Source organism: Flavobacterium procerum (genome assembly GCF_042431625.1).
GTDB lineage: Bacteria > Bacteroidota > Bacteroidia > Flavobacteriales > Flavobacteriaceae > Flavobacterium > Flavobacterium procerum.
The window spans coordinates 698126-721288 of sequence record NZ_JBHLYW010000007.1; the positions used below are offsets into that span (position 1 = coordinate 698126).

Here is a 23163-nt window from a genome sequence, read left to right on the forward strand (position 1 = left end):
TTATTTACGATGTTTTTCGATGTAATTTTTTACTGTTTTTTTCGTCCACACAACAGGGAACAAATCTTCAATTAAGATGTAATTGTCAAAGTTTAATCTAAGTCCGTTACTTAAATGAAATTTAGCTTTTGTGGTATCCTGAATCATGAAGTACAATCCGGCCAAGCGGTATTCTATTTCATTTTCTTCAGGAAAATATTCTGTTGCCTGAAGCAGCGTTTGGATTGCCATTTCGAACTCTCCTAAAAACTGTAGGATATCAACCCAGTACAACCAAGTATCTAATGCATAATCACCAAATTCAACTGCTTTTCTGTATCCAAATTCGGCTTCTTCAAAAAAGTTCATTTGTTTGTTGATGGTCGCATAACGCTTCCAATACAAACGATTTTGATTGTCAATGGCCAAAGCTTTATTTACAAAAAACAATGCTTTTTGAAAGTTCTTCTGACGAATGTGAAAATCAGTTATGGCAATCCATCCTTTATCCAAAAGCGGATCTTCGTGTACCGTTTGGTTGTAATACTGAATTGCTTTTGCCGAATTTCCAAGTTTTTCGTAGCATTTCCCAATTCGTAGTAAAGCATATGAGGTAGCATCCTCAAGTTCAATTGTTCTGTTGTAGCTTTCGATTGCTTCAGGATACTTTTTGAGGCGTTCGTAAGCTTTAGCTTTTTCCATAAAAGCGCCTAAAAACTCATCATCGATCAGGGTTGCATAATCAAAAGCACGGATTGCATTTTCATATTCTTTTATCCCATAATGCAGTCTTCCAAGCTGATGCCAAGCGATTTCACTGTACGGATTTCTGTTGATGTAATCGTTAAGATAAACAATCGCTTCCTGATTTTGGTCTAAAAACTCAAAACAATAAACCACATTGTAAAGGGCAGATTGGTCTTCTAAATCTTCTTCAAGACATTTTATGAAGTTTTCTTTTGCCATTTCAAGATTATCCATAAAAAGATATTCCATTCCAATCAAGTTATACACGTCAGCATAATCATCAGTGTATTGCAACGCGATTTTGAGCAGTTCTACGGCTTTTTCGTGTTGGTCTCTTTTAGAGCAGATATTGGCCTTCTGGATATAGATTTCTTCATTGTTTGGTTCAATAGCGTACAACTCATTCAAAAGCTTTTCAGCCATGTCGAGTTTGTCATCATAAACCAGCATTTCTACTTGTACTAATTTTAAGCCCGTAGATTTTGGGTGCTGATCTAATGCAAGCTTTAAGGCCTTTTTTGCTAAATTAGCCTTACCTATGTCTAAATAATGAAGAATGATTTCTTCGAATTCTTCAGAATCAAAAAAGAGTACTTTGTTGGTTTTCAACATCGACTCAAATTTTGATAAGGATAGGTTATAATCTTCTTCTTCGTTGCTTAATTGCATACTTCGTTTATTTGAAATTAGCCTGTTATAAATTTAGGCAACCATATAATTGTTGTAAGGATAAGAAATTAATTGTTTTGAACAATTTAATTAACAATATATAGCGTTTTTTATTCTGTTTTGGGAAGAAATCTCTTTTATTGTCAAGAGATTAGCTTCGGTTTTGTCTTTTTTCTTTTAATGCTGAAAAATGTTTTAACGAAATTACGATACGGATAAAACAATAAGATTCGTTCGAAAAAAATCGAAAGTTTTATTGACCATTCTTTTTCATTATTTTATCCATTACTTCTAAAATTGTAGCGCAGCCTTCGCGAATTTCATTTTCTGAAATAGTCAAAGGAGGCGTAATTCGTATGGCACAGCCTTCGAATAAAAGCCAGAATAAAATCAGTCCTTTATCTTGGCAGGTAAGAATCACTTCATTTGTAATTTCAGCCGATTCTGTCATCGCAGCCAGCATTAATCCTTTTCCTCTAACTTCTGTAATCAAAGGATGTACCAAAAGTGATCTGAAAAGTTTTTCTTTCTCCAGTGTTTCGGCCATTAAATTTGTTTCAGTTAATTCCTGCAAAGTAGCCAAACAAGCTGACGCAATGACAGGATGCCCGCCAAAGGTTGTAATGTGGCCCAGTTTCGGATTTTCAGTCAAAAGATCCATTCGTTCAGCCGAAGCAGTAAAAGCGCCAACCGGCATTCCGCCGCCCATTCCTTTTCCCATAACGACAATATCGGGTACAACATCGTAGTTCTGAAAACCGAATAATTTTCCGGTTCTACCAAAACCTGGCTGGATTTCGTCAACAATCATCAAGGCGCCAACCTCTTCGCAGCGTTTTTTGACTTTTTGCAGAAAGTTATTTTCTGGTTGAATGAAACCTGCGCCGCCTTGAATGGTTTCTAAAAGAATCGCAGCAGTTCGGGTGGTAATTTTTTGTAAATCTTCTTCGTTATTAAAAGTGATAAAATCAACATCTGGGAGTAAGGGCCTGAAAGCTTGTTTGCGTTCTTCAAATCCCATAACGCTCATAGAACCCATAGTGTTACCGTGGTAAGCATTATGACATGAAATAAGTTGACTGCGTCCTGTTGTTCTTTTTGCAAGCTTTAAAGCGCCCTCAATAGCTTCTGTTCCCGAGTTTACCAAATAGGTTTTGTTTAAAGATTCAGGAAGGAGTGAAGCCATTAATTTGCAATACTGTACAGCGGGACTTTGTGAATATTCTCCATAAACCATTACGTGCGAATATTTGTCTAGCTGATCTTTTATCGCCTGATTTACTCGTGGATGCTGATGTCCCAGTGTGCATGCAGAAACTCCAGCAACAAAATCTAAATATTTTTTATCGTTTGTGTCGTAAATGTAAGATCCAATGGCGTGCGAAACCTCCATGCCTAAAGGGTAAGGAGAAGTTTGTGCTTGGTATTTTATAAAATCTGGATTCATTTTTTAAAGTTGCTAAGTGCTGCGATTCTAAGTTGTGTTTTTAACTTTATGTTGTTGAGACTTTTAGATTCAAAGTGATAAATGTACTAAGATTCTAGGGTTTCAACTTTAGGCTTAGGTTAAGTTTTGTAACTCGTATCAAAGCTTTCTTGTCTAAATTGTAAATAAAGAATTGAAACTACTTTTTGCCTTTAACAGCAGGAGCAGTTTTCTTTTTATCATAATTCAAGGTTTCTTTTCTGACTTTTATCGGAACGTTTTTGCCTTTTTCTTCCTCTTCTTTACCTTCTTTAATTAGTTTTTCATTGAGTTCGTTGTCTTCTTCAGTAAAAATATCGTCTTTTGATTTTATTCGTTCATCGCCACGCCAAACCATTCCTTTGAGTTTTCGAGCATTTTCAGGAAGTTCGTCTTCAGGATAAATATCACCGTCGACTTTATTAAAGAATGTAATGGTTTCTACAGCATTATTCTCTAAAATCAAATTAATTTTACTGCTTACATTTTTATTGATTCCAATGAGTTCATTTGCATCATTCCGCATAAAATAGACCACTTCTGTATTTTTGATTACATCCACATCATGAAGTTTTCCATCCCGGAATTTTCCAAACAAATTGAGTCCCTTGACTTGATTGTAACCAGTTCCGAGTGTGTCTTTGGAAATCATAAAAGTATTGTTCAATACTTTCAAAGAATCGATTTTTCGGGTTGTATTATCGCCTATTAAATGCATAACATCGCCAGTAATCTGACTTTCGCCATTCCATAAAATCGGTTTTCCGATTAACTTTGTAAGGGCTGTTTTTGAGTTGGAATGAATAGAATCACATTTACCGCTCATATCTATTTTGTAAAAGCGAACGTTATTAAAAGCTCTTAAAATTCGTTCACCTTCTTTTCCTGTAACCAGAAGTTTTTTTCCGTGGATGTAAACAGAGTCATTTTCGACAAAATTAACTGCTACAGCTCTTTTCGTCACAAACATAGAATCTTTAAGCTTGTAAAGCTCTGCATAATGGCCTTTTACTATTCCGCGATTAATCGAGTCGGTAATTTTTACGTTTCGAGTAGCCGATGCAAATTCTGTATTTCGATTATAAAACAAGCTATCGCCTTCGATACGCCGGTCATCATATTTTATGTAAGATTTTCGCAAAAAATGAGCAAGATTTTTCTTGGTGTCGTAAAAGCCTTTTTCTGTATAAATATAATTGGTTTTACTGGTGATTGTAGAAGGTCCCAATAGATAAGTATGCCCCGAATTACTGTAATAATCCAAATGATTTGATTTGATAACGTATTTCGGATTGGTAATAGTAACTTCTGTCAAAAAACGAAACTTTTTTTCCTCAGCAAAATACCTTCCAGATTTACTTACCAAAGTGTTTTCCTTATTGATTATTGTTCCTTTCGTATTATAAAAGGCTTGCTGTAAATTGCGATCAAAATTGATTGTATCGGTTTGTAAAGTGGCGTCGGGAGAAGTCATTACAGCATCTCCGGTAGCAAAAGCTTTTTTTAGGTCACCGTTATATTCTGCATATTTGCTGTTTAGAAACAAGGTGTCGCCTTGTACCAGCTGTACGTTTCCGAAAGCTTTAAGGTAGTTTTCTTTCTGAAAAACATAAGCCTTGTTGCAAGTAAGCACTACACCATCATGATCAACTTTTACATTTCCGCTCAAAAGCACTGCACCAGGAACTAACTCCTCATTTCGCTCAAAATTATCGGCATGCTCTATATGAATCTGTTTTGGACTTGTTTTTTTCGCCTGCGCGAAAGTGAACTGAATGCTTAAGATAACAAGACAGGATATAAAAAAGAGTGATTTCTTCAACTGATTAAATTTTTTGTCAAATTTATGAAAAAGCTAATAACCTTAGATTGTTATTAAGATTAATTTATAATTAGTCATGAACAGTTTAATTAAGAAGCTGAGCATCATTTATTTTTTCAACAAAACCCCAAACTCTCACGTTGTAGTTGTGCTATTTTAGATTTAAGAGAGAGCATTTTGAGGAGACTGTACACTGAATTTTGAAAAATGAATTACATTTAGAAATTAGTTTTAATTTTTTAAGTGGTATTGTGTTAGTATCACAAGTTAAGAATCGCCTAAAATATATGGTAAATAAAAAAATAATTGTAACCGGAATAGCATTAACTGTACTGTTTTCTGCCTGCAAAACAAAAGATTTGAAAATGAGTTCAGCAAAAGAGAAAGCCACAACAGAAAAAAAAGTTGTGGTCTATCAGGTTTTCACACGTTTGTTTGGAAATAAAAATACAACAAACAAGCCTTGGGGAACTATAGAAGAAAATGGCGTTGGAAAATTTAATGATTTTACCGATAAAGCACTTCGTGAAATAAAGGATCTTGGGGTTTCTTATATCTGGTATACGGGAGTGCCACATCATGCAGTCGTAAGAGATTATACTGCTTTTGGAATTTCTAATGATGATCCTGAAGTAGTAAAAGGAAGAGCTGGATCGCCTTATGCTGTAAAAGATTATTACAATGTAAATCCGGATTTAGCCGTAAATCCGGCTGAAAGGTTGCAGGAATTTGAAGCATTGATTTCTCGTACGCATAAAGCCGGTTTGAAAGTAATCATTGATATTGTGCCAAATCATATTGCGAGAAAGTACGAAGGTAAAAATAATCCTGAAGGGGTGAGTGATTTCGGTGCAGCTGATGACGTTTCGGTGGAATATAAAGGAGACAATAATTTTTACTACATACCCAACCAGCACTTTGAAATTCCTGATAATGTTTTGCCTTTAAATGGAGAGAAAAATCCTTTGATTGACGGTAAGTTTGATGAAAATCCTGCGAAATGGACAGGAAACGGTTCCCGTAAAGCCAAACCAGATCAGAATGATTGGTACGAAACTGTAAAAGTAAATTACGGTCTAAAACCCGACGGTACGAAAGATTTTCCAGAACTTCCTGCTGGTTTTGATCAGAAATCTGTTCAAGAACATTTTGCTTTTTGGCAGAACAAAGACGTTCCCAATTCTTGGAAAAAGTTTAAAGATATAGCGATATTTTGGACTGCAAAAGGTGTAGACGGATTTAGATATGATATGGCCGAAATGGTTCCGTATGAATTTTGGAGTTATATGAACTCGGCTATTAAAGCAAAAAATCCGAATGCATTTTTATTAGCTGAAGTCTATAATCCAAATGAATATCGAAATTACATCCATTTAGGAAAAATGGATTATTTGTATGATAAAGTAGAGACTTATGATAAGCTTAAGGATATCATTAGAGGGAAATCTTCTCCAGATGAATTGACTGCAATTCAAAACGGTATGTCTGATATCGAGCATCATATGCTTCATTTTCTAGACAATCATGACGAACAGCGTTTGGCAAGTCCTGAATTTGCTGGAAGTCCCGAAAGAGGAAAACCTTTGATGGTGGTTTCGGCAACCATTAGCACTTCGCCAACTATGATATATTTTGGGCAGGAAGTAGGAGAGGCAGGAGATGAAGATGCAGGATTTGGAAAGCGTTCTAGAACTTCTATTTTTGATTATATCGGCGTTCCTAATCATCAAAGATGGATGAATGACGGCAAATTTGATGGCGGACAACTTTCTGATTCCGAAAAAAAGCTACGTGATTTTTACAAACGCTTATTAAATTTCACCATCAAAAGTCCGGCTTTAATGGGAAGTTTTAAAGAAATTCAAACAGTAAATCGCAATAAATCTGTTGCGTATGATTCTTTGGTGTATTCGTATACACGTTGGACTGAAAATCAAAAACTGATCATCACCGTAAATTTTTCTTCTGAAAAAACGAGCGAATTTGAATTGATAATTCCTGTGGATGTCATTAAGAAATGGGATTTAACAGACGGTTCGTATGTGCTGGCTGATCAGTTGTATTTAAAAAGCAAAACGTATTTAACGGTTAAAAATGGTGAAGGAAAAATGTATGTAAAACTTAATCCATCTGAATCATTGATTTATGAATTGAAGTGATATTTTAGGGTATGAAACAAAAAAGCTGCTAAATTAATTAGCAGCTTTTTTGTTTTAGACTTTTTTGACCTTTTTCAAGGCTTCAATATAATATTCGTTGACTTTTTCCCAATTAATATGTTCATAAAAAGCATCAATATAACTGCCTTTTCTGTTTTGATAATCTAAATAGTAAGCATGTTCCCAAAGATCTATTCCTAAAATAGGCGTTCCCGGAATCAAAGCGTTTCTCATTAATGGGTTATCCTGATTTTCTGTCGTTGTAATTTGTAGTTTTCCGTAGCGGTCAACAACGAGCCAGACCCAACCTGAGCCAAACTGCTTTTCGGCTTGTCCTTTAAACTGATTTGTCAGATTATTAAAAGAACCGAATTCTTTACTAATAGAACCTGCCAAAGTATCTTTTGGCGTTTGTTCTTTTGGTGTCAATACATTAAAATAAAGAGTGTGATTGTAGTAACCACCCGCATTCTGACGAAGCTTCACATTATTTAAGTCCATTTTTTTTAAAATGTCTTCAATAGGCATATTTTCAAATTCTGTCGATACAATTTCTTTATTGAAGTTATTTGTATACGACAAATAATGCTTAGAATAATGTGTTTCTAAAGTAAGCGTTCTGATTGCCGGAGCCAGTGCATCGTAAGCAAATGGCAGTTTCGTCATTTCAAACGAACCAGGATCTGCTTTTACATCAGTAGGAGCGCCAATAATAATTTTTTCTTCCTTTGTAGGCAGTGGAACTTCGACTACTTCAACCAGTTTATCATCTTTACAGGAAAATAAAAGTAAAAATGAAGTAAAAATGCTGCAAATAACAAGATACTTCTTCATGATGACATCTATTTTGAGATTAATGAATTAATGATTTCGATGTAGTTTTCCTTGGCTTCGTCGATTGATAAATGGCTGATCTGAATCCATGCATTGGTTTTAAATGCATTTCTCAAATCAAAATTTTCAGATTGATTAGAAACAGCTGTTCCAAAAGTTGCTTGTTTATAAAAGGCGTAAAGACGCAGTTGCACATCTTGTGGCAACGAAGCCTGAGTCATTTTCATGGCAATTTCTACGGCCTCTTCAAAACGAGTATCTAAATCTTTATTCGTCATTTAACCTTTTGAAGCGATAATGGTTTTACCTCCAACTGCTTTTTGTCCAAGTACTACATCGACAGGTGTGCCTAAAGGTAAAAATAAATCTACTCTCGAACCAAATTTTATAAATCCAGCATCGGTTCCTTGTACTACCTGCATTCCTTCTTGTGCGTAATTAACAATTCTTCTAGCCAATGCACCCGCAATCTGACGGTACAAAATTGCGCCAAAAGTTTCGTTTTCAATTACTACAGTTGTTCTTTCGTTTTCCTCACTTGCTTTTGGATGCCAAGCTACCAAAAATTTTCCAGGATGGTATTTACTGAATTTTATAATTCCGTCCATTGCATAACGGGTAACATGAACATTGATTGGCGACATAAAAATAGAAACCTGTAGACGTTTATCTTTAAAGTATTCACCTTCGTAAACTTCTTCAATTACCACAACTTTCCCATCAACCGGAGCCAAGATATGACCACTGTTTCTGACTGCAATTCTTTTCGGATTTCTAAAAAACTGTAAAATAATAACAAGTATCACAAGCGCTGCAATTTGTACCAGCATGCGCAGCCAATAGATATCTATAAATTTTTCAGCAATTAAAATCAATGCGACAGTAAAAACTGTACCTAATAAAATGGACGGACCTCCTTCTTTATGAAACATAATATAAAATTTGATAAAATAAAAATATAATTGGTGCAACAAATATAACACTATCTAGTCGATCTAAAATACCTCCGTGTCCAGGCATTATCGAGCCACTGTCTTTTATGCCGGCTATACGTTTAAATTTTGATTCGATTAAATCTCCGATAGTTCCAAAAATACTGACGATTACGGCGATTCCTGTCCAAATCAAAATCGACCTACCGCTGAATTCTGCTGTCGGCTGAATGTAAAAATTTGAAATTAAATACCCAGCAAGTGCTGCAAAAACAGCACCTCCCAGAAAACCTTCAATGGTCTTTTTAGGAGAAACACGCTCAAAAAGCTTATGTTTTCCTATTGATTTTCCGACCAGATAGGCAAAAGTATCATTAGTCCATATCAAAATGAAGAGACCGAGAATAATTTTAGGATTGTAATCGTTTGTCCCAAAAGAAATTTTCACAATGAATACAAAAGGTAGGGTGATATATCCTAGCAGATATAAATATTTTGATGAAATGCTTATTTTTTGAACGGAATCATAAAATAAGAAAATAATGCATTTTATAGAAACGACAATGGTAACTGCCAATAAAACCAAGTCTAATTGCTGAATATTGGTTTTTAAATCCACATTAGCACCAAAATTAGAATTGATAAATTCTGTCGTCTGCTTATTGTAGTGGCTTACGAGCAGAATACACGAATATAAAAGGACGCCGAATAAAATCGAGAAAATTTTATTGAGGTTTACTATGTTGCTGAATTCGTAAATTGTAATAACTAAAAAAAGACCAAAAAGGAGAATAAAGCTTTCAGTCGAAAACAAGATTGACGTTAACAACAAAGCGATATAAACAGCACCAGAAATGGTTCTCTTGAGTGTTTCGTTCATCTTAAAGATCCTCTAAAAGCAATAAATAAAGGTTCTTGGCAACACTTCCGTATTGTGTAAAGTCTTCTTCTTTTGCTTTTTCGAAATATTTTATTGTAGTGATATTGGTTGGATAGTCTCTTTCGTATTTGCGTTTTATAGCGCTTAGTCCATCGCTCTTCATAGGAAGAATCTGGCTTGTGGTGGCTATAATGACAATATTAGCGGGTAATTCGTTTGGTTTGTTTTGTCGAATTTGTCTGGATGAAAATAAAATGGAACCTTCGTCGGCTATAAGATTTTCACAGCTCGCTAATAAGAATTTTGGATTAGAAGGCGCGATATAAAATAACTTGTTTTCATCTAATAAGCCAAATAAAGCAGGTTCATAACATAAAGCTTCTTGTTCAAACCAGTCGTTCTCTTCTAAAATGTTTTCAAACTGTTCAGTAACCTCTGTTTTATTTTCACAATACAAGAATTTACCTCCATTTTTCTTAAAATTGAAAATGAATTGTTCGTCTAAAGATAAATGACTGTTTTGGGCAGAGGTTCCGGCGTATTCGCTTTCACTCTCTTCATCAGAAGAGGCTTCACCTGAACCAAATATTTTTCTGAAAAAATTCATTTTTTATGTGAAATACTTTACATGTTAATTGAAAACGTTCAAAGATAAAAAAATCTTAATTCAAAAGCCTGTTTTGAATTAAGATTTTAAAAAATATTCCTTATTTGATGCTAATTTATGAAACTACCTCTTCTAAATTTTTATCCCAAGTACGTTTTCCAAAAATCGTTTCGAGATCATCTTTAAAGATTACCTCTTTTTCAATTAAGATATCAGCAAGCTGGTTTAGTTTGTCTTTGTTTTCTTCTAATATCTGAATAGCTCTCTGATATTGTCCTTCGATTAACTCTGAAATTTCAGCATCAATGATTTTTGCTGTTTCATCAGAATATGGTTTAGAGAAATTGTATTCGCTTTGACCAGTTGAATCGTAATACGTAACGTTTCCGATTTTATCATTCAATCCGTAAATCGTTACCATTGCACGAGCTTGGCGTGTTACTTTTTCTAAATCACTTAAAGCTCCTGTAGAAATTCTGTCAAATGTTACCTTTTCTGCTGCTCTTCCGCCCATTGTAGCACACATTTCGTCTAACATCTGATCTGTTCTTACGATTTGTCTTTCTTCTGGCAAGTACCAAGCAGCTCCTAAACTTTGTCCGCGAGGAACAATTGTAACTTTGATAAGTGGCGCAGCATGTTCCAGCATCCAGCTCACAGTTGCGTGACCAGCTTCGTGAATTGCAATTGCTCTTTTCTCATCAGGAGTGATGATTTTATTTTTCTTTTCAAGACCACCAATAATTCTGTCTACTGCATCTAAGAAATCTTGTCTGTCTACGGCAGGTTTGTTATTACGTGCCGCAATAAGAGCGGCTTCATTACAAACATTTGCAATATCTGCACCTGAGAATCCCGGAGTTTGTTTTGCTAAGAAATCTAAATCAAGGCCTTCAACTTTTTTGATTGGAGCCAAGTGTACTGCAAAGATTTCAGCTCTTTCGCGAATGTCTGGTAAGTCAACAAAAATCTGTCTGTCAAAACGTCCCGCTCGCATTAAGGCTTTGTCTAATACGTCTGCTCTGTTGGTTGCCGCTAAAACAATCACATTTGAATTTGTTCCAAAACCGTCCATTTCTGTTAGTAATTGGTTCAATGTGTTTTCTCTTTCGTCATTTCCTCCAGACATATTGCTTTTTCCTCTTGCTCTACCAACAGCATCAATCTCATCGATGAAAATAATAGCAGGAGATTTTTCTTTTGCTTGTTTGAACAAATCACGTACACGTGAAGCACCAACTCCAACGAACATTTCAACAAAGTCAGAACCTGACAAAGAGAAAAATGGTACTTGCGCTTCGCCAGCAACAGCTTTTGCTAATAAAGTTTTACCAGTTCCCGGAGGCCCTACCAATAAAGCTCCTTTTGGGATTTTTCCTCCAAGGTTGGTATATTTTTCTGGGTTTTTAAGGAATTCTACAATTTCCTGAATTTCTTCTTTTGCACCTTCTAGACCTGCAACATCTTTAAACGTTGTTTTGATGTCTGTTTTTTCGTCGAATAATTTAGCTTTAGATTTTCCGATATTGAAAATCTGTCCGCCTCCGCCAGCGCCTCCGCCAGACATTTTACGCATGATGAAAAGCCAAACACCAACAATGATGATGATAGGAAGTAGGCCAATTAAGATATCGCTCCAATTGTTTGCTTCTTTAAAATCGTAACCTCCAACTAATTTTTTTTCAGCTTTTGCTCTGTCTAGTTTGTCCTGAAAAGATTTCAGATCACCAAATTTTGCAGTATAGTGAGGACCTTTGTTTGGTCTTTCAAAAATATCTTTTGCTATTTTTTTATTAGATGGGTCTTTTAAGGCTTCGTCAGTAAGAAAGATTTCAGCATCTTTATTGTTAAAGATGGTAACGCTTTTAATTTCTCCTTTGGCTAACAAATTATCTATGTCAGACGATTTTAATTGTGCGGGTTCGCTTATGCTTGATCCTCCGGTTGCAAAACTTATGAATAAAAAAACTAAAAGTATTGCGGTATATATTAACCAAGGACTTATTCTAAATTTATTCGGATTTGGATTATTATCTTTAGCCATTTAATGAAAGTTTCTTTAGTATTTATTTTCGATTGTAGTTATTTTGGCATCGCCCCATAGGCTTTCGATGTTGTAATATTCGCGAATGTGTTTCTGGAAAACATGTACCACAATGTGTACATAATCCATTAAAACCCATTCTGCGTTATCGGTTCCTTCTACGTGCCAAGGCTTATCTTTTAAGTCTTTTGATACAGTTTTTTGAATTGAGTTTACGATGGCGTTAACTTGGGTATTTGAGCTACCGTTGCAGATTACGAAATAATCGCATACCGCAGTATCTATTTCTCTTAAGTCAAGAATGTCGATATCATTTCCTTTTACTTCCTCAATCCCTTTGATTATGTTCGCCAGCAGAACATCATTATTAATAGTCTTTTTCGCCATGAATTATTTTATATGAATTTGTAAAGTTACCAAATTTTGTGATTATTTTTGAACCTTAACAAAATATTAAATTAAGTTATTTAAATTATTGTAATGAAGTTAATCAAACTCGATGCCATAGATTCGACAAATGATTTTTTAAAATCGCTATCTACTCAGGACGAACTGGAGAATTTTATCGTCGTAACGGCTGAAAATCAGACTAAAGGAAAAGGGCAACGAGGTTCTAAATGGGAATCTGAGAAAGGTAAGAACTTAATTATGAGTACCTTGGTTAAAGATTTTTTGTTTGATAATGAGCAGGTTTTTAATTTGAGTGTTATTGTTTCATTAAGTGTAATTGAAGTTTTAAAATCGCTTAATATTCCCGAATTAAGTATTAAATGGCCAAACGACATTATGTCATATAATAAAAAAATTGGTGGCATACTTATCGAAAATACTATCAAAAGTGATGGCAGAATTGTGTCAGTCGTTGGTTTGGGACTAAATGTAAACCAGACTAATTTTGGAGAATTGCCTCAAGCTTCTTCGCTCTGCGTTATCTTAAATAAAACTGTAGACAAAGAAATATTTCCAGCTTTGATAACAGATAAAATCAAAGAAAAAATTGCGTTATGGGAGCGTTCATCTTATGTGTTTTGGCAGGATTATTTCAATTCGTTATTCCGAAAAGGCGTGCCGATGCCTTTTAAAAACCTTGAAGACCGTAATTTTATGGGAATTATTCAAGGTGTCTCTTCTGTTGGAAAAATACAGATTTTACTTGAAGATGATTCTGTTTCTGAGTTTGATATTAAGGAAATCAAGATGCTTTATTAAATTATTGTTTTTAAAAACTGATTTCTGTAAGTATCTAAATCGTTGAGAAAAAAATCATTTCAAGTAAAATATTTCGCATTGCTGTTGTTTTAATTGCCTTAAACTTCTGAAAGTCTCTTTTTAGGTTCTATTTTTCTGTTCCAGTAAATGATGTAGAAGGTTCCGATTACAGAAGGAAGCATCCAAGCTGTAATATTCCCCAAACCCATTCCGGCAACGATAAAAGCTGTGATAGACGCAATTAGAGCTCCAGACATTTTTCCGATATGTTTTGAAAGCCATTTAGTATTTCCTGCAGAAACGTTTTTGAAGAACAGAAAATCTTTTACAGTCATATAAAGACCAAATCCGCCGAAGAAAGTGAATAATATTCCGTTTTGAATGCCTTTCAGCTGACAGTAAATTCCAAGAGCTACCATTATTACAGAACAGAAAAGCATGCTTCCTGAGATTAGTTTATCGGTAAAGTCGGCTTTGGTTTTGTTTTTGAATGACAAAAATCGATTACCCGAAATTACAAGATAGATGGTAAACAGTCCGACAAGAAATGAAAAGATATTCTGATGTTTTGGCATTAAACAGATTGGAAGCGAAAGCAGGCTGCTTACAAGCATTCCGACAGAAAAAAGCTTTCCCATTTTTTTATGTAATGGGCTTCCTTTTTTTGCGACAATACTTCCAATACCGCTTATTAATCCGATTCCTCCAAAAAATGCATGAATGTAAATTATAGTTTTGATTGTTGTTTCCATTTTGGTTTGTTTTAGTTTATGGATCAAACTTCGGTCAAAAAAATGATGCGGAATAATTAATAGTTCTGAACTGTAGTTTTTCTAGGATGAAATGTTTTTTTTAAGATTCAAAGGTTCAAAGTTGCAAAGGTTCATAGGTTCTTCTTTTGAACAAAAAAAGCCCAATCAAATGATTGGGCTTTCGGGGTATTTCTTGCTTTACAATTACAACTTGTGCATATTGTTTGCTAAAGTTTCGATAAACTTGCTGATAGGACCTTTAACCATCATCGCCATCATCGCGTTAAACTCTCCTTCAAAAAATAACTGAACTGCACTTTCTGAATCAGACACGGTATCAATGTTTGAAGTTAGTGTAAATGGAAGCTTGTCACTAGCAGCACCCAAAACAATTTTGTTTGGAGCTGTTTTGTCTTTCATTTTTAATTTGATTTCTGGCATGCCTTTCAATCCAAAAATAAAAGAGTCTTCTCCGGTTACTTCAAATTTAGCGATGTTATCCGGCATTAATTTTTCAAAATTTCGTACATCAGATAATTGATCAAAAAGATCCTGAGCTGATTTCTGAACTGTAACTTTTGGACTTTCTAAGTTCATATAATATTTTTTTTATTTGTTTCTGGAATCAAAAATAAATTCCAAATTAATAAATCCCAAATTCCAAAAGGAGCAAAGCAACTTTTAGAAAATCTAAAATCTAAAATTACTCCTGTCCCCAAGTTGATGGACTTTCGTTCCATTCAAGCAAAGTAGACTGTTGGTCTTCTGTTATGTATTGTTTTTGAACAGCTAAATCTAATAGATTTTCGTAGTTGCTTAATGTGAATAAATCAATATTAGCTTCTTTGAAGTTTTCTTCAGCAACACCAAAACCGTAAGTAAAAATAGCAGCCATACCTTTGACATTAGCGCCTTCGCTTCTTAAAGCTTCCACAGCCATTAAGCTGCTTTTTCCTGTGCTGATTAAATCTTCAACAACTACAACATTTTGTCCTTTTTGTAAAAAACCTTCAACTTGGTTTTGTCTTCCGTGTTTTTTTGGTTCCGGACGTACATATACAAAAGGAAGCCCTAAACTTTCGGCAACCAGAATACCAACTCCAATGGCTCCAGTAGCGACGCCAGCAATGACATCAGGCTTTCCAAACTGTTTTTCGATGTTCTTAGCAAACTCATCACGAACATAATTTCTGATGCTCGGAAATGAAAGAATCATCCTATTATCGCAATAAATAGGAGATTTCCAACCAGAAGCCCATGTAAAAGGATTTTCGGGATTCAATTTAATTGCATTTATTTGCAAAAGCAATTCGGCTGTTTTTTCGGCAGTATCTTTATTAAAAATCATAGTACAAATGTATAAAGTTTTTGTAAACGACAAACCACTTTTTTTGACAAATGAAATCTCAAAGGAAACAGATTTTCAATTGTTCTTGTTGGAAAGTATTGATATCGAGCAGCTTATTATAAAAATTTTTCAAAATAAAATTCAAAAAGCCATTTTATATCATCCCGACGAAAGTGAAATGATGAAAACCCTTAAAGCCAAAATTCCGGTGAATAAAGCGGGCGGAGGCTTTGTCTACAATAAAAAAGGCGAAGTCTTGTTTATCTTTAGAAACGGAAAATGGGACCTCCCAAAAGGCGGAATCGAGAAAGGGGAAGACATCGAAGCGACGGCTATGCGTGAGGTAGAGGAGGAGACAGGGGTAAACCAGCTTCGTATTACGAACAAACTTCAAAAAACCTATCATATCTTTAAACGCAACGGAAAGTATAAACTCAAAATCACGCATTGGTTCGAAATGCAGTCTGATTTTGAAGGAACTCCACACGGACAAATAGAAGAAGGAATCGAAAAAGTGGCTTGGCTAAATCCCGAACAGATTAAGGAAGCACTAAAAAAATCGTATGAGAATATTAAATTGTTGTTTGAAGAAGACAATCAGGCTCCATTAGATTTGAAACCAAAAAAAGAAAACTTAGAATCTTAAGAGGCTTAAAAAAAACTTAGCATCTTAGCGTCTCATTATCTTAGTATCTTAGTATCTTAGAATTATGGCGTGCCACCAATTAAAAAAAGACCCAATCAACTTTGCGTTCATTGGGTCTTTTTTTAATTGCTGTCGGGCTTTCGCTGCTACTTCGGTAGCTTAGCTCTATCCCTCACGCGGAGATATGCTTTGTTTGAATTTGTTTCAAGTTTCAAGTTATTTGCTGTTGTGAGTTTGATGCTCATGTCTTTTTGAATTGCATTGAAAAGAAAAACACCGAAACACAATCAAATAGGATTACTTACTTCAACTGATTATATTTTTCGATAAAACTCGCAAGTTTTACCTCATCAATTCTAAAATCTTCCTTAATTACATTGTTTTCAGCCAAAGCAAATATTAAATCATTTCGCCCTATGATCCTTTCGTTTGAGAATTTTTTATCGGATGCAATAAAGGTAATTATGCTCGAAAATTTCCCATTTCCAACAGAATTAATTTGTCCCGAGATTACTTCCTTGTTTTTCAGATCCGAAATGCTAAAGTTGTTGCCGTCTTTCAAATAGAAAAATGCAATTTTGTTATTTAAAATGATTTCGCCTTTTTCAAAAGAAATAGCCTTTATTATTTGCTCTTCTTTTTCTTGAGCAGACAATAAATTAGTTGAGAAAACAATTGCAAATAGCAAAATTGTAATTTTTATAACTCTCATAATTTAATTTGTTTATTAGAATTAACCTCTTAAATGTTTAATATAATTATCAAGCAAACTTTGAATTTGCACACTTGCAACAGGATTAGCAGAATGAACGTTGAATTTTAGATGCTGTAAATCTAGCCCAGATTCGTAAACCAGCCATTTGGCACAAGCGTAACCATCTTCGGCAAGATTGTCGTTTTCATCAAGTCCTAAATCATTATCAAAACTAATCAATTCAGGAAGCCCTTTTTCGAGAATTGCTTTTTTGAAATCATGGAAATTTCGAACTATCACAAAATCATCATTAGTTAGTTTTTTATAAATCATATTTACATCCCTAATGTCGTCGAGAAAAAGTTTGTATGACATTAAGAATTAGCATTTAAATTAATCAAGAGATTATTTTCATTAAAAGCAGCATTAATTACATTTCCGTCTTTTTCTGCTTTAACTTCATTTCCATTTGGAGTCAGTTCGAAGCCTTTTTGCGCTAAATAATTGGTAAAAGCATTTTTGTGATTCTGAATTTCAAATGTTGAAATCAATTCTGGAAAAACAGTCAAAATTCTTGAGAATTCTTCGCTTTCTGTATTGTCTATCGATTCATCTTTTATCGTAACAACCATCGTTCCCTGTCCATAATTTCCAAGATAATAACCGCTTAAATTAAACATAGTAGTAGCAATCATTCCAATAAGATGTAAATCATTAGGAACAGCATCAAATTTACCAACGGTCAATAAATCGATATTATTCTCTTCTCCATATTGTTTCAATAAAAGCGCCTCTTTCATGACAGATTCTGCATAACCGCCTGCTTTATTTTCCCAAAGCCAAAGCCAGGTTTCAGAAGAATGCGAAAAAGAACCCAAAACCTGCATCGAAAAAGTAAGATCTTCTCCAAAAGTGATTTCCTCGGTATCCATATTTACATTCCACGAAAGACCGCCTGTTACGTTATGTAAATTTCTTTGTTTTTCTAATGCAAGAGCGCCGTATTTTTCTAAAAAATCATTTTCAGAAGTAAAATAAATACTTCCATTTTCTGGCTTAAGTGCTGATTCTGTGTTGTCTTCTTTCTTTTTAAAAAAGTTGTTGAATAGTCCCATTTAGTTATGATTTTTTATAATTTAAAATTGATGTTTTCAAATATAGGATTTTTAAAATAAGTCAGAAAAACATAATTAAATATAAGGCTCATTGTTAGAAAATTGAATTGTGTCCAGCTTTAGCTGGATGATAAATTTAAATGGAAAAGGAAAATGGCTTTAGCCAAACTTTGATAAAGATCTAAACGCACAGTTTTGCGTTCTTATCGGAAGTCAAACTCAATCAAAATCAAAAAAACTAGCGGACTTTGCGGTTAAAAAAAAAACTATAAAACACGATAAACAGGATACTGCATATGTGCCTTTTCATAATAAACAGAATGTTTGTAAATCCAATTCAACTGCGCTTCTGGATTTTTAGCAAACTCGCGGTCATTTTGTTTTTTAGTTTCTAATTCTGCTTTTAGATTTTGATTGTCTTTTAAAAGTTGTGCTGCCGTATCTTCAAAAATATATTCTGAGTAATGTTCTTTTTGCTGTAAAATAGCATCGAAGAAATTCCAATTGAAGAATGAATCTACACCTTCGGGTTCAAAAGCTTCCAAAAGATATTTAACGCCTTTTTGGTTTGTCGGAATATAGTAATCTCCTTTGGCAAAATTCATTTTCACCATTTTAGAAGTTACAGTTGTGTTTCGATGTAGATAATGGCCTTCGTAAGCAGAAGGTACCGTTTTAAAATCGGCAATTCGGTAACTTTCTACTTCAATTATCGTGTCGTTTTTAATTTCGGTAAACGAGATGTTATTGTTTTTCAGCAAGTCAACAATATTCCAATAACCACGCGGCATGATATAAGCAGACGGGATAACAACTTCTTTTTGCGATTTGAATTCTTTGATATACGGAACATCTTTTTTATAAGGTTTGTTTCTGTCGTAATACAAACGATCTCCAGTTGTGGCTTCGCTTTTTTTGTAGCCAGCTTCGTAACCTAAAAATGTGAATTTTGTTGTTTTCGTACTGTCCATTTCCCATTTTAAAGTATAAGATTTTTTAGGTTGGTATTGCTCCAGGTTTTTTACACGAAGTTCTTTGATTTTCTGATAATTGGCATCGGTAAAATCCAAAGTCGATTTCATGTATTCATACGTCATTTTTACGCGTTCGGCGTATTTTTTCAACATATGGGTTTCGACCACAAAACCGATTGTATTAAATAGAGAAGTGTAACCCGTTGTGTATCTTGGACTATCAACAAACTGGCCAAAACCTTTATCTGGCGTATCTTTAAACGAATCAACATAAGGCGTGGTTTCGATTTTCTTTTTCTGAAGATCTTTTACCAAAGCTGGCATCATTTCGTTATTCATAAAATCGCCTAAAACAGTTCCGAGTTTATTGTGCTGTGTCATGATATACGTCAGTTTGTATTGATAATCAGAACCATTGCTAACATGATTGTCAATAAAAACATCGGTATTTATTTTTTGGAAAATCTCAATAAAACTTTTGGTATTTCTGGTGTCCGATTTCATTAAATCGCGATTCAAATCGTAATTTCTCGAATTTCCTCTAAAACCATAAACTTCTGGTCCATCTTGATTGGCGCGAGTTGTAGAATTCCGATTCAAAGCACCGCCAATATTATAAACCGGAATGGTAACCAAAACAGTGTTTTTCGGCGCTTTCATTTTTCCTGTGGCCAGATCTCTGTAGAATTGCATTGTTGCGTCGATTCCGTCCGGTTCTCCTGCATGAATTCCGTTATTGACAAAAAGAACGGCTTTGGTTTTCTGAATTTTATCAAAATCAAACACTTTATCCGGATTAAATGTCACCATATGCAACGGATAACCAGAATCTGTTAATCCCATTTCTTTGATTTGTATCGTAGGAAAATCGTTTGCCAAAAGTTTAAAATACCGAATGGCTTCAAAATAATCAGCTGCCTGATTTCCGTTTCCTTTCTCAAAAAAAGTATCGTATTTTTTGTTGTTTTGAGCAAAAAGAGAAATTGTAAAAAATGAAATGAGAAGGGTAAGAAGTTTCATGATTTTGGTTTTTTGAAGAATCAAATATAGGTTTTTATTTGTTTCAGGTTTCAAGTTTCAGGTTTTGTATACTTTAATGGTTATTTATTCTCTCACAGATTATGCGTATCTGGGAGATTTTTTATTTTAATGCTTGAGATTTAATATGCATAATCTGCTAGATCTGCGAGAGATGATTTGTTTCACGCAGATTTTACGGATTTAAGCAGATAAAATTTGATTTTTTTAAATCTGCTAAAATCCATTTTAAATCTGAATGAAATGTAATCTTTGTGGTTATTTACTTCTCTCAGATTTTGCAGATTTCGCAGATTTTTTAATTTTATATTTAGAGTTTAATCTCCTTAATCTGCAAAATCTGCGAGAGAAAACTATCTGTTCAATCTGCTTAAATCTGTAAAATCTGCGTGAAACAAAAAAACAGCATTCAAACTTGAAACTTGAAACAAGAAAAACCTAAAACAAATTTTAGTTACTTTTGCAGCATGAAAAAACACCATTCCAACAATATACTTTTGAATTTGGGGATTCAGAGCCTCAACGAAATGCAGGAAACCGCGCAGGACGCAATTCTGAACGATAATAATGTTTTGTTGCTTTCTCCAACTGGATCAGGAAAAACATTAGCATTTTTACTTCCGGTTTTAGAATTATTACAGCCCGAAATCTTATCGGTTCAGTGTTTGATTTTGGTTCCGTCACGAGAGCTTGGACTACAGATTGAACAGGTTTGGAAAAAAATGGGAACGCAGTACAAAGTAAATATCTGCTATGGCGGACATTCAATTGAAACTGAAATCAAAAATTTAAGCAATCCCCCGGCGGTTTTAATCGGAACGCCAGGGAGAATAGCCGATCATATCGATAGAGAAACGTTCAGGACAGATAAAATCCAGACTTTGATTTTAGATGAATTTGACAAATCGCTGCAATTAGGTTTTCATGAGCAAATGTCTTTTATCATCGGAAGGCTTTCGAAAGTGAATAAAAGAGTTTTGGTTTCGGCAACTTCAGATATCGAAATCCCGAAATATACAAAAGTTGTAAATCCGACGGTTTTAGATTTTATTCCTGAAGAAGAGGAAAAGGCAAACCTTTCGTTGAAAATGGTGATTTCGCCTGTTAAAGATAAACTGCAGAGTCTTTTTAATCTGATTTGCTCTTTAAAGTCAGAATCAGCGATTATTTTCTGTAATCATCGGGATGCTGCAGAACGAATCAGCGATACCTTAAACGAAAAAGGGATTTATTCGGTCTATTATCATGGCGGAATGGATCAGGACGAACGTGAGCGTGCTTTGATTCAGTTTAGAAACGGAAGTATCAGTTATCTGGTTACTACAGATTTGGCTGCGAGAGGCTTGGATATTCCAGAAATGAAACATGTTATTCATTATCATCTTCCATTAAAAGAAGACGAGTTTACGCATAGAAATGGCCGTACCGCGCGTATGCAAGCATCTGGTACAGCATATTTAATCATTCACGAAAGTGAAAAACAGCTTGATTATATCGATTATGAAATGGATGTTTTGGATGTTGAAGGGAAAGTTTCTCTTCCAAAACCGCCTCAGTTTCAAACCATTTATATTAGTGGCGGAAAGAAAACAAAACTAAACAAATTTGATATCGTGGGTTTCTTTTCACAAAAAGGGAAACTAGAAAAAGACGATTTGGGTCTGATTGAAGTAAAAGATTTTGTTTCGTTTGCGGCCGTTAAATACAATAAAGTAAAAGATCTGCTGAAAGATATCAAAGATGAAAAGATGAAGGGCAAAAAGTTTAAAATAGAAGTGGCTCGTAATGTTGTAAAGAAAGTTGAAGACGATAAAAGAGGTAAATATTAGTTCAAATCAAATGATTTTTAGTACAAAAAAAGATTTTGTATTGTGAAGATTTGGTTTTTATCTTCTTGTTTTTCAGTGTTTTATTTTTGTTTAGCTGACTTTTACAATTTTATATTGAAAAAATAATGAATTGATAGGGGTTTTTTCAATATTTCTATGTTTTTTTGTGTTCGTAAAATTGTAAACCCCAAATACTATATGAAAAAGATTATTACTCTTGCCGCATTGTTTTTTAGTTTTGTTTCGTTTGCACAGGTTAAGGTTCTAGAAACAGTTCCTGTAGAAAAATTAGGAAAAGTAAACAACAACTACATTCAGAAAATTGGTGACGAATACACTGTGTATTACACTATCGTTCAAAGTGATGATGATTCGACTTTGAGAAAATTTTCATTCAAGAACATTGATAATGCTTATAACTCTTTATACAACATTATCATGGGCGGATTTACAGCTTCTCCGTTGTACGATATCAAATTAGAGTTACCTAACAACTATATTTGGTTACACTACACAGGTAATGTGGTTCCAGACAAAGCTACAGTTCAGTTTATGGTTTCTGGTAAAGAAAGAGACGCTGCAACAAACAACGTATCTGAGCCATTCGTAAAAGACCAAATCAGTAAATTATTCCAGAAATAATTTTTTTGAGGTTCAAAGCCGCAAAGAGACAAAGGGACAAAGTTTTTTCAACTTTATCTTTATATCATAACGAAAAAAGCTGTTCAATTTGAACAGCTTTTTTTATGCGTAAGTTAGTTAAGTGTAAAAAAAACGTAGCAACTCAGAATCTTAGTAGCTTAGTATTTTTTTTTAAATTTTCTTCACATACTGTGTAATAATCACAATCTGCTGTCCGTCTACTTTTCCTTCTATGTATTCTGCATTTTCGTGATCAAGACGAATGTTTCTTACTGCTGTACCTTGTTTGGCTACCATGCTAGAACCTTTTACTTTTAGATCTTTAATTAAGACAACAGAATCTCCGTGTTGTAAAACAACGCCGTTGCTGTCGCGGTGAACTAGTTTGTTTTCATCATCTTCTCCTTCTCCAGTTGCTTTTGCCCATTCAAGAATATCTTCATCAAGATACATCATGTCTAGTAATTCTTGTGACCATCCTGCAGAGCGCATACGGCTCAACATTCTCCAGGCAACAACCTGAACAGGAACATTTTCATTCCACATACTGTCATTTAGGCATCTCCAGTGGTTCAAATCTACGTTGTCTGGATTTTCAATTTGGTCAATACAGGTGTTACAGGCTAATACAGCTTCATCAATTCCACCTTTTCTAGTTGGAAGGACTTGATAAACTTTTAAATTTTCTTCAGCGCCGCAAAGCTCACATTTAGATCCGCTTCGTTTGCTTAATTCTCTTTCGATGCTCATTATTTATGGGTTTGTTTAAAAATGCGAA

23 protein-coding genes are annotated in these 23163 nt (G+C 34.4%); 5 read left to right on the plus strand and 18 right to left on the minus strand.

Annotated elements, in window-relative coordinates; translation table 11 throughout:
- From ACFFLS_RS08685 to ACFFLS_RS08695, 3 genes are all read right to left on the minus strand, one after another.
- Positions 1-1395, minus strand: coding sequence for a tetratricopeptide repeat protein (locus ACFFLS_RS08685; protein WP_379686166.1), 1395 nt, complete (start codon positions 1393-1395; stop codon positions 1-3).
- Between the two features lie 253 nt (positions 1396-1648).
- Positions 1649-2842 carry an aspartate aminotransferase family protein gene (locus ACFFLS_RS08690; protein WP_379686167.1) on the minus strand — a complete coding sequence of 398 codons (1194 nt, stop codon included), beginning with the start codon at positions 2840-2842 and terminating at the stop codon, positions 1649-1651.
- A 178-nt stretch (positions 2843-3020) separates the two neighbouring features.
- The gene (locus ACFFLS_RS08695; RefSeq protein ID WP_379686169.1) at positions 3021-4682 is read right to left on the minus strand and encodes an OstA-like protein; all 1662 of its coding nucleotides are present in this window, start codon (positions 4680-4682) and stop codon (positions 3021-3023) included.
- 287 nt (positions 4683-4969) lie between these two features.
- On the opposite strand from ACFFLS_RS08695, the gene ACFFLS_RS08700 reads away from it, so the two are divergent.
- Entirely contained in the window at positions 4970-6841 is a 1872-nt protein-coding gene (locus ACFFLS_RS08700; RefSeq protein WP_379686170.1) for an alpha-amylase family glycosyl hydrolase, read from the plus strand.
- Positions 6842-6895: 54 nt separating this feature from the next.
- On the opposite strand, the gene ACFFLS_RS08705 is transcribed toward ACFFLS_RS08700, so the two are convergent.
- The 7 genes from ACFFLS_RS08705 to rsfS all read right to left on the minus strand — a co-directional run bounded on the left by ACFFLS_RS08705 (position 6896) and on the right by rsfS (position 12525).
- Positions 6896-7675: a superoxide dismutase gene (locus ACFFLS_RS08705; protein ID WP_379686172.1), complete on the minus strand. Its 780-nt coding sequence runs from the start codon at positions 7673-7675 to the stop codon at positions 6896-6898.
- Positions 7676-7683: 8 nt separating this feature from the next.
- Positions 7684-7953, minus strand: a complete 270-nt coding sequence (locus ACFFLS_RS08710) for an acyl-CoA-binding protein (protein WP_379686174.1) — start codon at positions 7951-7953, stop codon at positions 7684-7686.
- On the minus strand, positions 7954-8607 hold the full coding sequence (locus tag ACFFLS_RS08715) for a phosphatidylserine decarboxylase family protein (protein WP_379686176.1): 654 nt from the start codon (positions 8605-8607) through the stop codon (positions 7954-7956).
- Positions 8597-9487, minus strand: coding sequence for a phosphatidate cytidylyltransferase (locus ACFFLS_RS08720; RefSeq protein ID WP_379686177.1), 891 nt, complete (start codon positions 9485-9487; stop codon positions 8597-8599). The genes ACFFLS_RS08715 and ACFFLS_RS08720 overlap by 11 nt, the downstream gene beginning before the upstream one ends.
- 1 nt (position 9488) lies before the next feature.
- Positions 9489-10094, minus strand: coding sequence for a lactate utilization protein B/C (locus ACFFLS_RS08725; protein WP_379686179.1), 606 nt, complete (start codon positions 10092-10094; stop codon positions 9489-9491).
- 115 nt (positions 10095-10209) lie between these two features.
- Positions 10210-12138: an ATP-dependent zinc metalloprotease FtsH gene (gene ftsH, locus ACFFLS_RS08730; protein ID WP_379686181.1), complete on the minus strand. Its 1929-nt coding sequence runs from the start codon at positions 12136-12138 to the stop codon at positions 10210-10212.
- 15 nt (positions 12139-12153) lie between these two features.
- Positions 12154-12525 carry a ribosome silencing factor gene (gene rsfS / locus ACFFLS_RS08735; protein WP_007809313.1) on the minus strand — a complete coding sequence of 124 codons (372 nt, stop codon included), beginning with the start codon at positions 12523-12525 and terminating at the stop codon, positions 12154-12156.
- A 93-nt stretch (positions 12526-12618) separates the two neighbouring features.
- Here rsfS and ACFFLS_RS08740 point away from each other — a divergent pair, with 93 nt between their 5' ends.
- On the plus strand, positions 12619-13347 hold the full coding sequence (locus tag ACFFLS_RS08740) for a biotin--[acetyl-CoA-carboxylase] ligase (RefSeq protein ID WP_379686182.1): 729 nt from the start codon (positions 12619-12621) through the stop codon (positions 13345-13347).
- A 98-nt stretch (positions 13348-13445) separates the two neighbouring features.
- Here the strand turns inward: ACFFLS_RS08740 and ACFFLS_RS08745 are convergent, their stop codons facing one another.
- The 3 genes from ACFFLS_RS08745 to pyrE form a co-directional block, all read right to left on the minus strand.
- Positions 13446-14099 (minus strand): hypothetical protein, encoded by a 654-nt coding sequence (locus ACFFLS_RS08745; protein WP_379686184.1) that lies wholly within the window; start codon positions 14097-14099, stop codon positions 13446-13448.
- A gap of 204 nt (positions 14100-14303) precedes the next feature.
- Complete coding sequence (locus ACFFLS_RS08750) at positions 14304-14696, minus strand: SRPBCC family protein (RefSeq protein ID WP_379686185.1); 393 nt, start codon at positions 14694-14696, stop codon at positions 14304-14306.
- Positions 14697-14802: 106 nt separating this feature from the next.
- A complete protein-coding gene (pyrE, locus tag ACFFLS_RS08755) occupies positions 14803-15447 on the minus strand; it encodes an orotate phosphoribosyltransferase (protein WP_379686186.1) in 645 nt (214 codons plus the stop codon).
- A gap of 7 nt (positions 15448-15454) precedes the next feature.
- On the opposite strand from pyrE, the gene ACFFLS_RS08760 reads away from it, so the two are divergent.
- Positions 15455-16093, plus strand: a complete 639-nt coding sequence (locus tag ACFFLS_RS08760) for an NUDIX hydrolase (RefSeq protein ID WP_379686188.1) — start codon at positions 15455-15457, stop codon at positions 16091-16093.
- A 301-nt stretch (positions 16094-16394) separates the two neighbouring features.
- Here the strand turns inward: ACFFLS_RS08760 and ACFFLS_RS08765 are convergent, their stop codons facing one another.
- The 4 genes from ACFFLS_RS08765 to ACFFLS_RS08780 form a co-directional block, all read right to left on the minus strand.
- Positions 16395-16805, minus strand: a complete 411-nt coding sequence (locus tag ACFFLS_RS08765; protein WP_379686189.1) for a hypothetical protein — start codon at positions 16803-16805, stop codon at positions 16395-16397.
- Positions 16806-16826: 21 nt separating this feature from the next.
- Entirely contained in the window at positions 16827-17162 is a 336-nt protein-coding gene (locus ACFFLS_RS08770; RefSeq protein WP_379686190.1) for a cyclic-phosphate processing receiver domain-containing protein, read from the minus strand.
- Entirely contained in the window at positions 17162-17902 is a 741-nt protein-coding gene (locus tag ACFFLS_RS08775) for a DUF6882 domain-containing protein (RefSeq protein WP_379686192.1), read from the minus strand. Before ACFFLS_RS08775 ends, ACFFLS_RS08770 begins: the two co-directional genes overlap by 1 nt.
- A gap of 266 nt (positions 17903-18168) precedes the next feature.
- Positions 18169-19896, minus strand: a complete 1728-nt coding sequence (locus ACFFLS_RS08780) for a M14 family metallopeptidase (protein WP_379686193.1) — start codon at positions 19894-19896, stop codon at positions 18169-18171.
- Between the two features lie 485 nt (positions 19897-20381).
- Here ACFFLS_RS08780 and ACFFLS_RS08785 point away from each other — a divergent pair, with 485 nt between their 5' ends.
- Both ACFFLS_RS08785 and ACFFLS_RS08790 read left to right on the plus strand, forming a co-directional pair.
- A complete protein-coding gene (locus ACFFLS_RS08785; RefSeq protein ID WP_379686194.1) occupies positions 20382-21743 on the plus strand; it encodes a DEAD/DEAH box helicase in 1362 nt (453 codons plus the stop codon).
- A gap of 198 nt (positions 21744-21941) precedes the next feature.
- On the plus strand, positions 21942-22385 hold the full coding sequence (locus ACFFLS_RS08790) for a hypothetical protein (RefSeq protein WP_111283618.1): 444 nt from the start codon (positions 21942-21944) through the stop codon (positions 22383-22385).
- Positions 22386-22556: 171 nt separating this feature from the next.
- Here the strand turns inward: ACFFLS_RS08790 and ACFFLS_RS08795 are convergent, their stop codons facing one another.
- Positions 22557-23135, minus strand: coding sequence for a PhnA domain-containing protein (locus ACFFLS_RS08795; RefSeq protein WP_379686196.1), 579 nt, complete (start codon positions 23133-23135; stop codon positions 22557-22559).
- Positions 23136-23163: the final 28 nt, after the last annotated feature.

Bases quoted from the DNA above. Each gene is read 5' to 3' on its own strand.
- ACFFLS_RS08710 (WP_379686174.1), bottom strand. From the start codon at position 7,953: ATGACGAATAAAGATTTAGATACTCGTTTTGAAGAGGCCGTAGAAATT.
- ACFFLS_RS08720 (WP_379686177.1), bottom strand. From the start codon at position 9,487: ATGAACGAAACACTCAAGAGAACCATTTCTGGTGCTGTTTATATCGCT.
- ACFFLS_RS08770 (WP_379686190.1), bottom strand. From the start codon at position 17,162: ATGTCATACAAACTTTTTCTCGACGACATTAGGGATGTAAATATGATT.
- ACFFLS_RS08705 (WP_379686172.1), bottom strand. From the start codon at position 7,675: ATGAAGAAGTATCTTGTTATTTGCAGCATTTTTACTTCATTTTTACTT.
- ACFFLS_RS08725 (WP_379686179.1), bottom strand. From the start codon at position 10,094: ATGAATTTTTTCAGAAAAATATTTGGTTCAGGTGAAGCCTCTTCTGAT.
- ACFFLS_RS08775 (WP_379686192.1), bottom strand. From the start codon at position 17,902: ATGGGACTATTCAACAACTTTTTTAAAAAGAAAGAAGACAACACAGAA.
- ACFFLS_RS08785 (WP_379686194.1), top strand. From the start codon at position 20,382: ATGAAAAAACACCATTCCAACAATATACTTTTGAATTTGGGGATTCAG.
- ACFFLS_RS08760 (WP_379686188.1), top strand. From the start codon at position 15,455: ATGTATAAAGTTTTTGTAAACGACAAACCACTTTTTTTGACAAATGAA.
- ACFFLS_RS08685 (WP_379686166.1), bottom strand. From the start codon at position 1,395: ATGCAATTAAGCAACGAAGAAGAAGATTATAACCTATCCTTATCAAAA.
- ACFFLS_RS08750 (WP_379686185.1), bottom strand. From the start codon at position 14,696: ATGAACTTAGAAAGTCCAAAAGTTACAGTTCAGAAATCAGCTCAGGAT.
- ACFFLS_RS08745 (WP_379686184.1), bottom strand. From the start codon at position 14,099: ATGGAAACAACAATCAAAACTATAATTTACATTCATGCATTTTTTGGA.
- ACFFLS_RS08790 (WP_111283618.1), top strand. From the start codon at position 21,942: ATGAAAAAGATTATTACTCTTGCCGCATTGTTTTTTAGTTTTGTTTCG.
- ACFFLS_RS08715 (WP_379686176.1), bottom strand. From the start codon at position 8,607: ATGTTTCATAAAGAAGGAGGTCCGTCCATTTTATTAGGTACAGTTTTT.
- ACFFLS_RS08780 (WP_379686193.1), bottom strand. From the start codon at position 19,896: ATGAAACTTCTTACCCTTCTCATTTCATTTTTTACAATTTCTCTTTTT.
- rsfS (WP_007809313.1), bottom strand. From the start codon at position 12,525: ATGGCGAAAAAGACTATTAATAATGATGTTCTGCTGGCGAACATAATC.
- ACFFLS_RS08700 (WP_379686170.1), top strand. From the start codon at position 4,970: ATGGTAAATAAAAAAATAATTGTAACCGGAATAGCATTAACTGTACTG.
- ACFFLS_RS08690 (WP_379686167.1), bottom strand. From the start codon at position 2,842: ATGAATCCAGATTTTATAAAATACCAAGCACAAACTTCTCCTTACCCT.
- pyrE (WP_379686186.1), bottom strand. From the start codon at position 15,447: ATGATTTTTAATAAAGATACTGCCGAAAAAACAGCCGAATTGCTTTTG.
- ACFFLS_RS08765 (WP_379686189.1), bottom strand. From the start codon at position 16,805: ATGAGAGTTATAAAAATTACAATTTTGCTATTTGCAATTGTTTTCTCA.
- ACFFLS_RS08740 (WP_379686182.1), top strand. From the start codon at position 12,619: ATGAAGTTAATCAAACTCGATGCCATAGATTCGACAAATGATTTTTTA.
- ACFFLS_RS08795 (WP_379686196.1), bottom strand. From the start codon at position 23,135: ATGAGCATCGAAAGAGAATTAAGCAAACGAAGCGGATCTAAATGTGAG.
- ftsH (WP_379686181.1), bottom strand. From the start codon at position 12,138: ATGGCTAAAGATAATAATCCAAATCCGAATAAATTTAGAATAAGTCCT.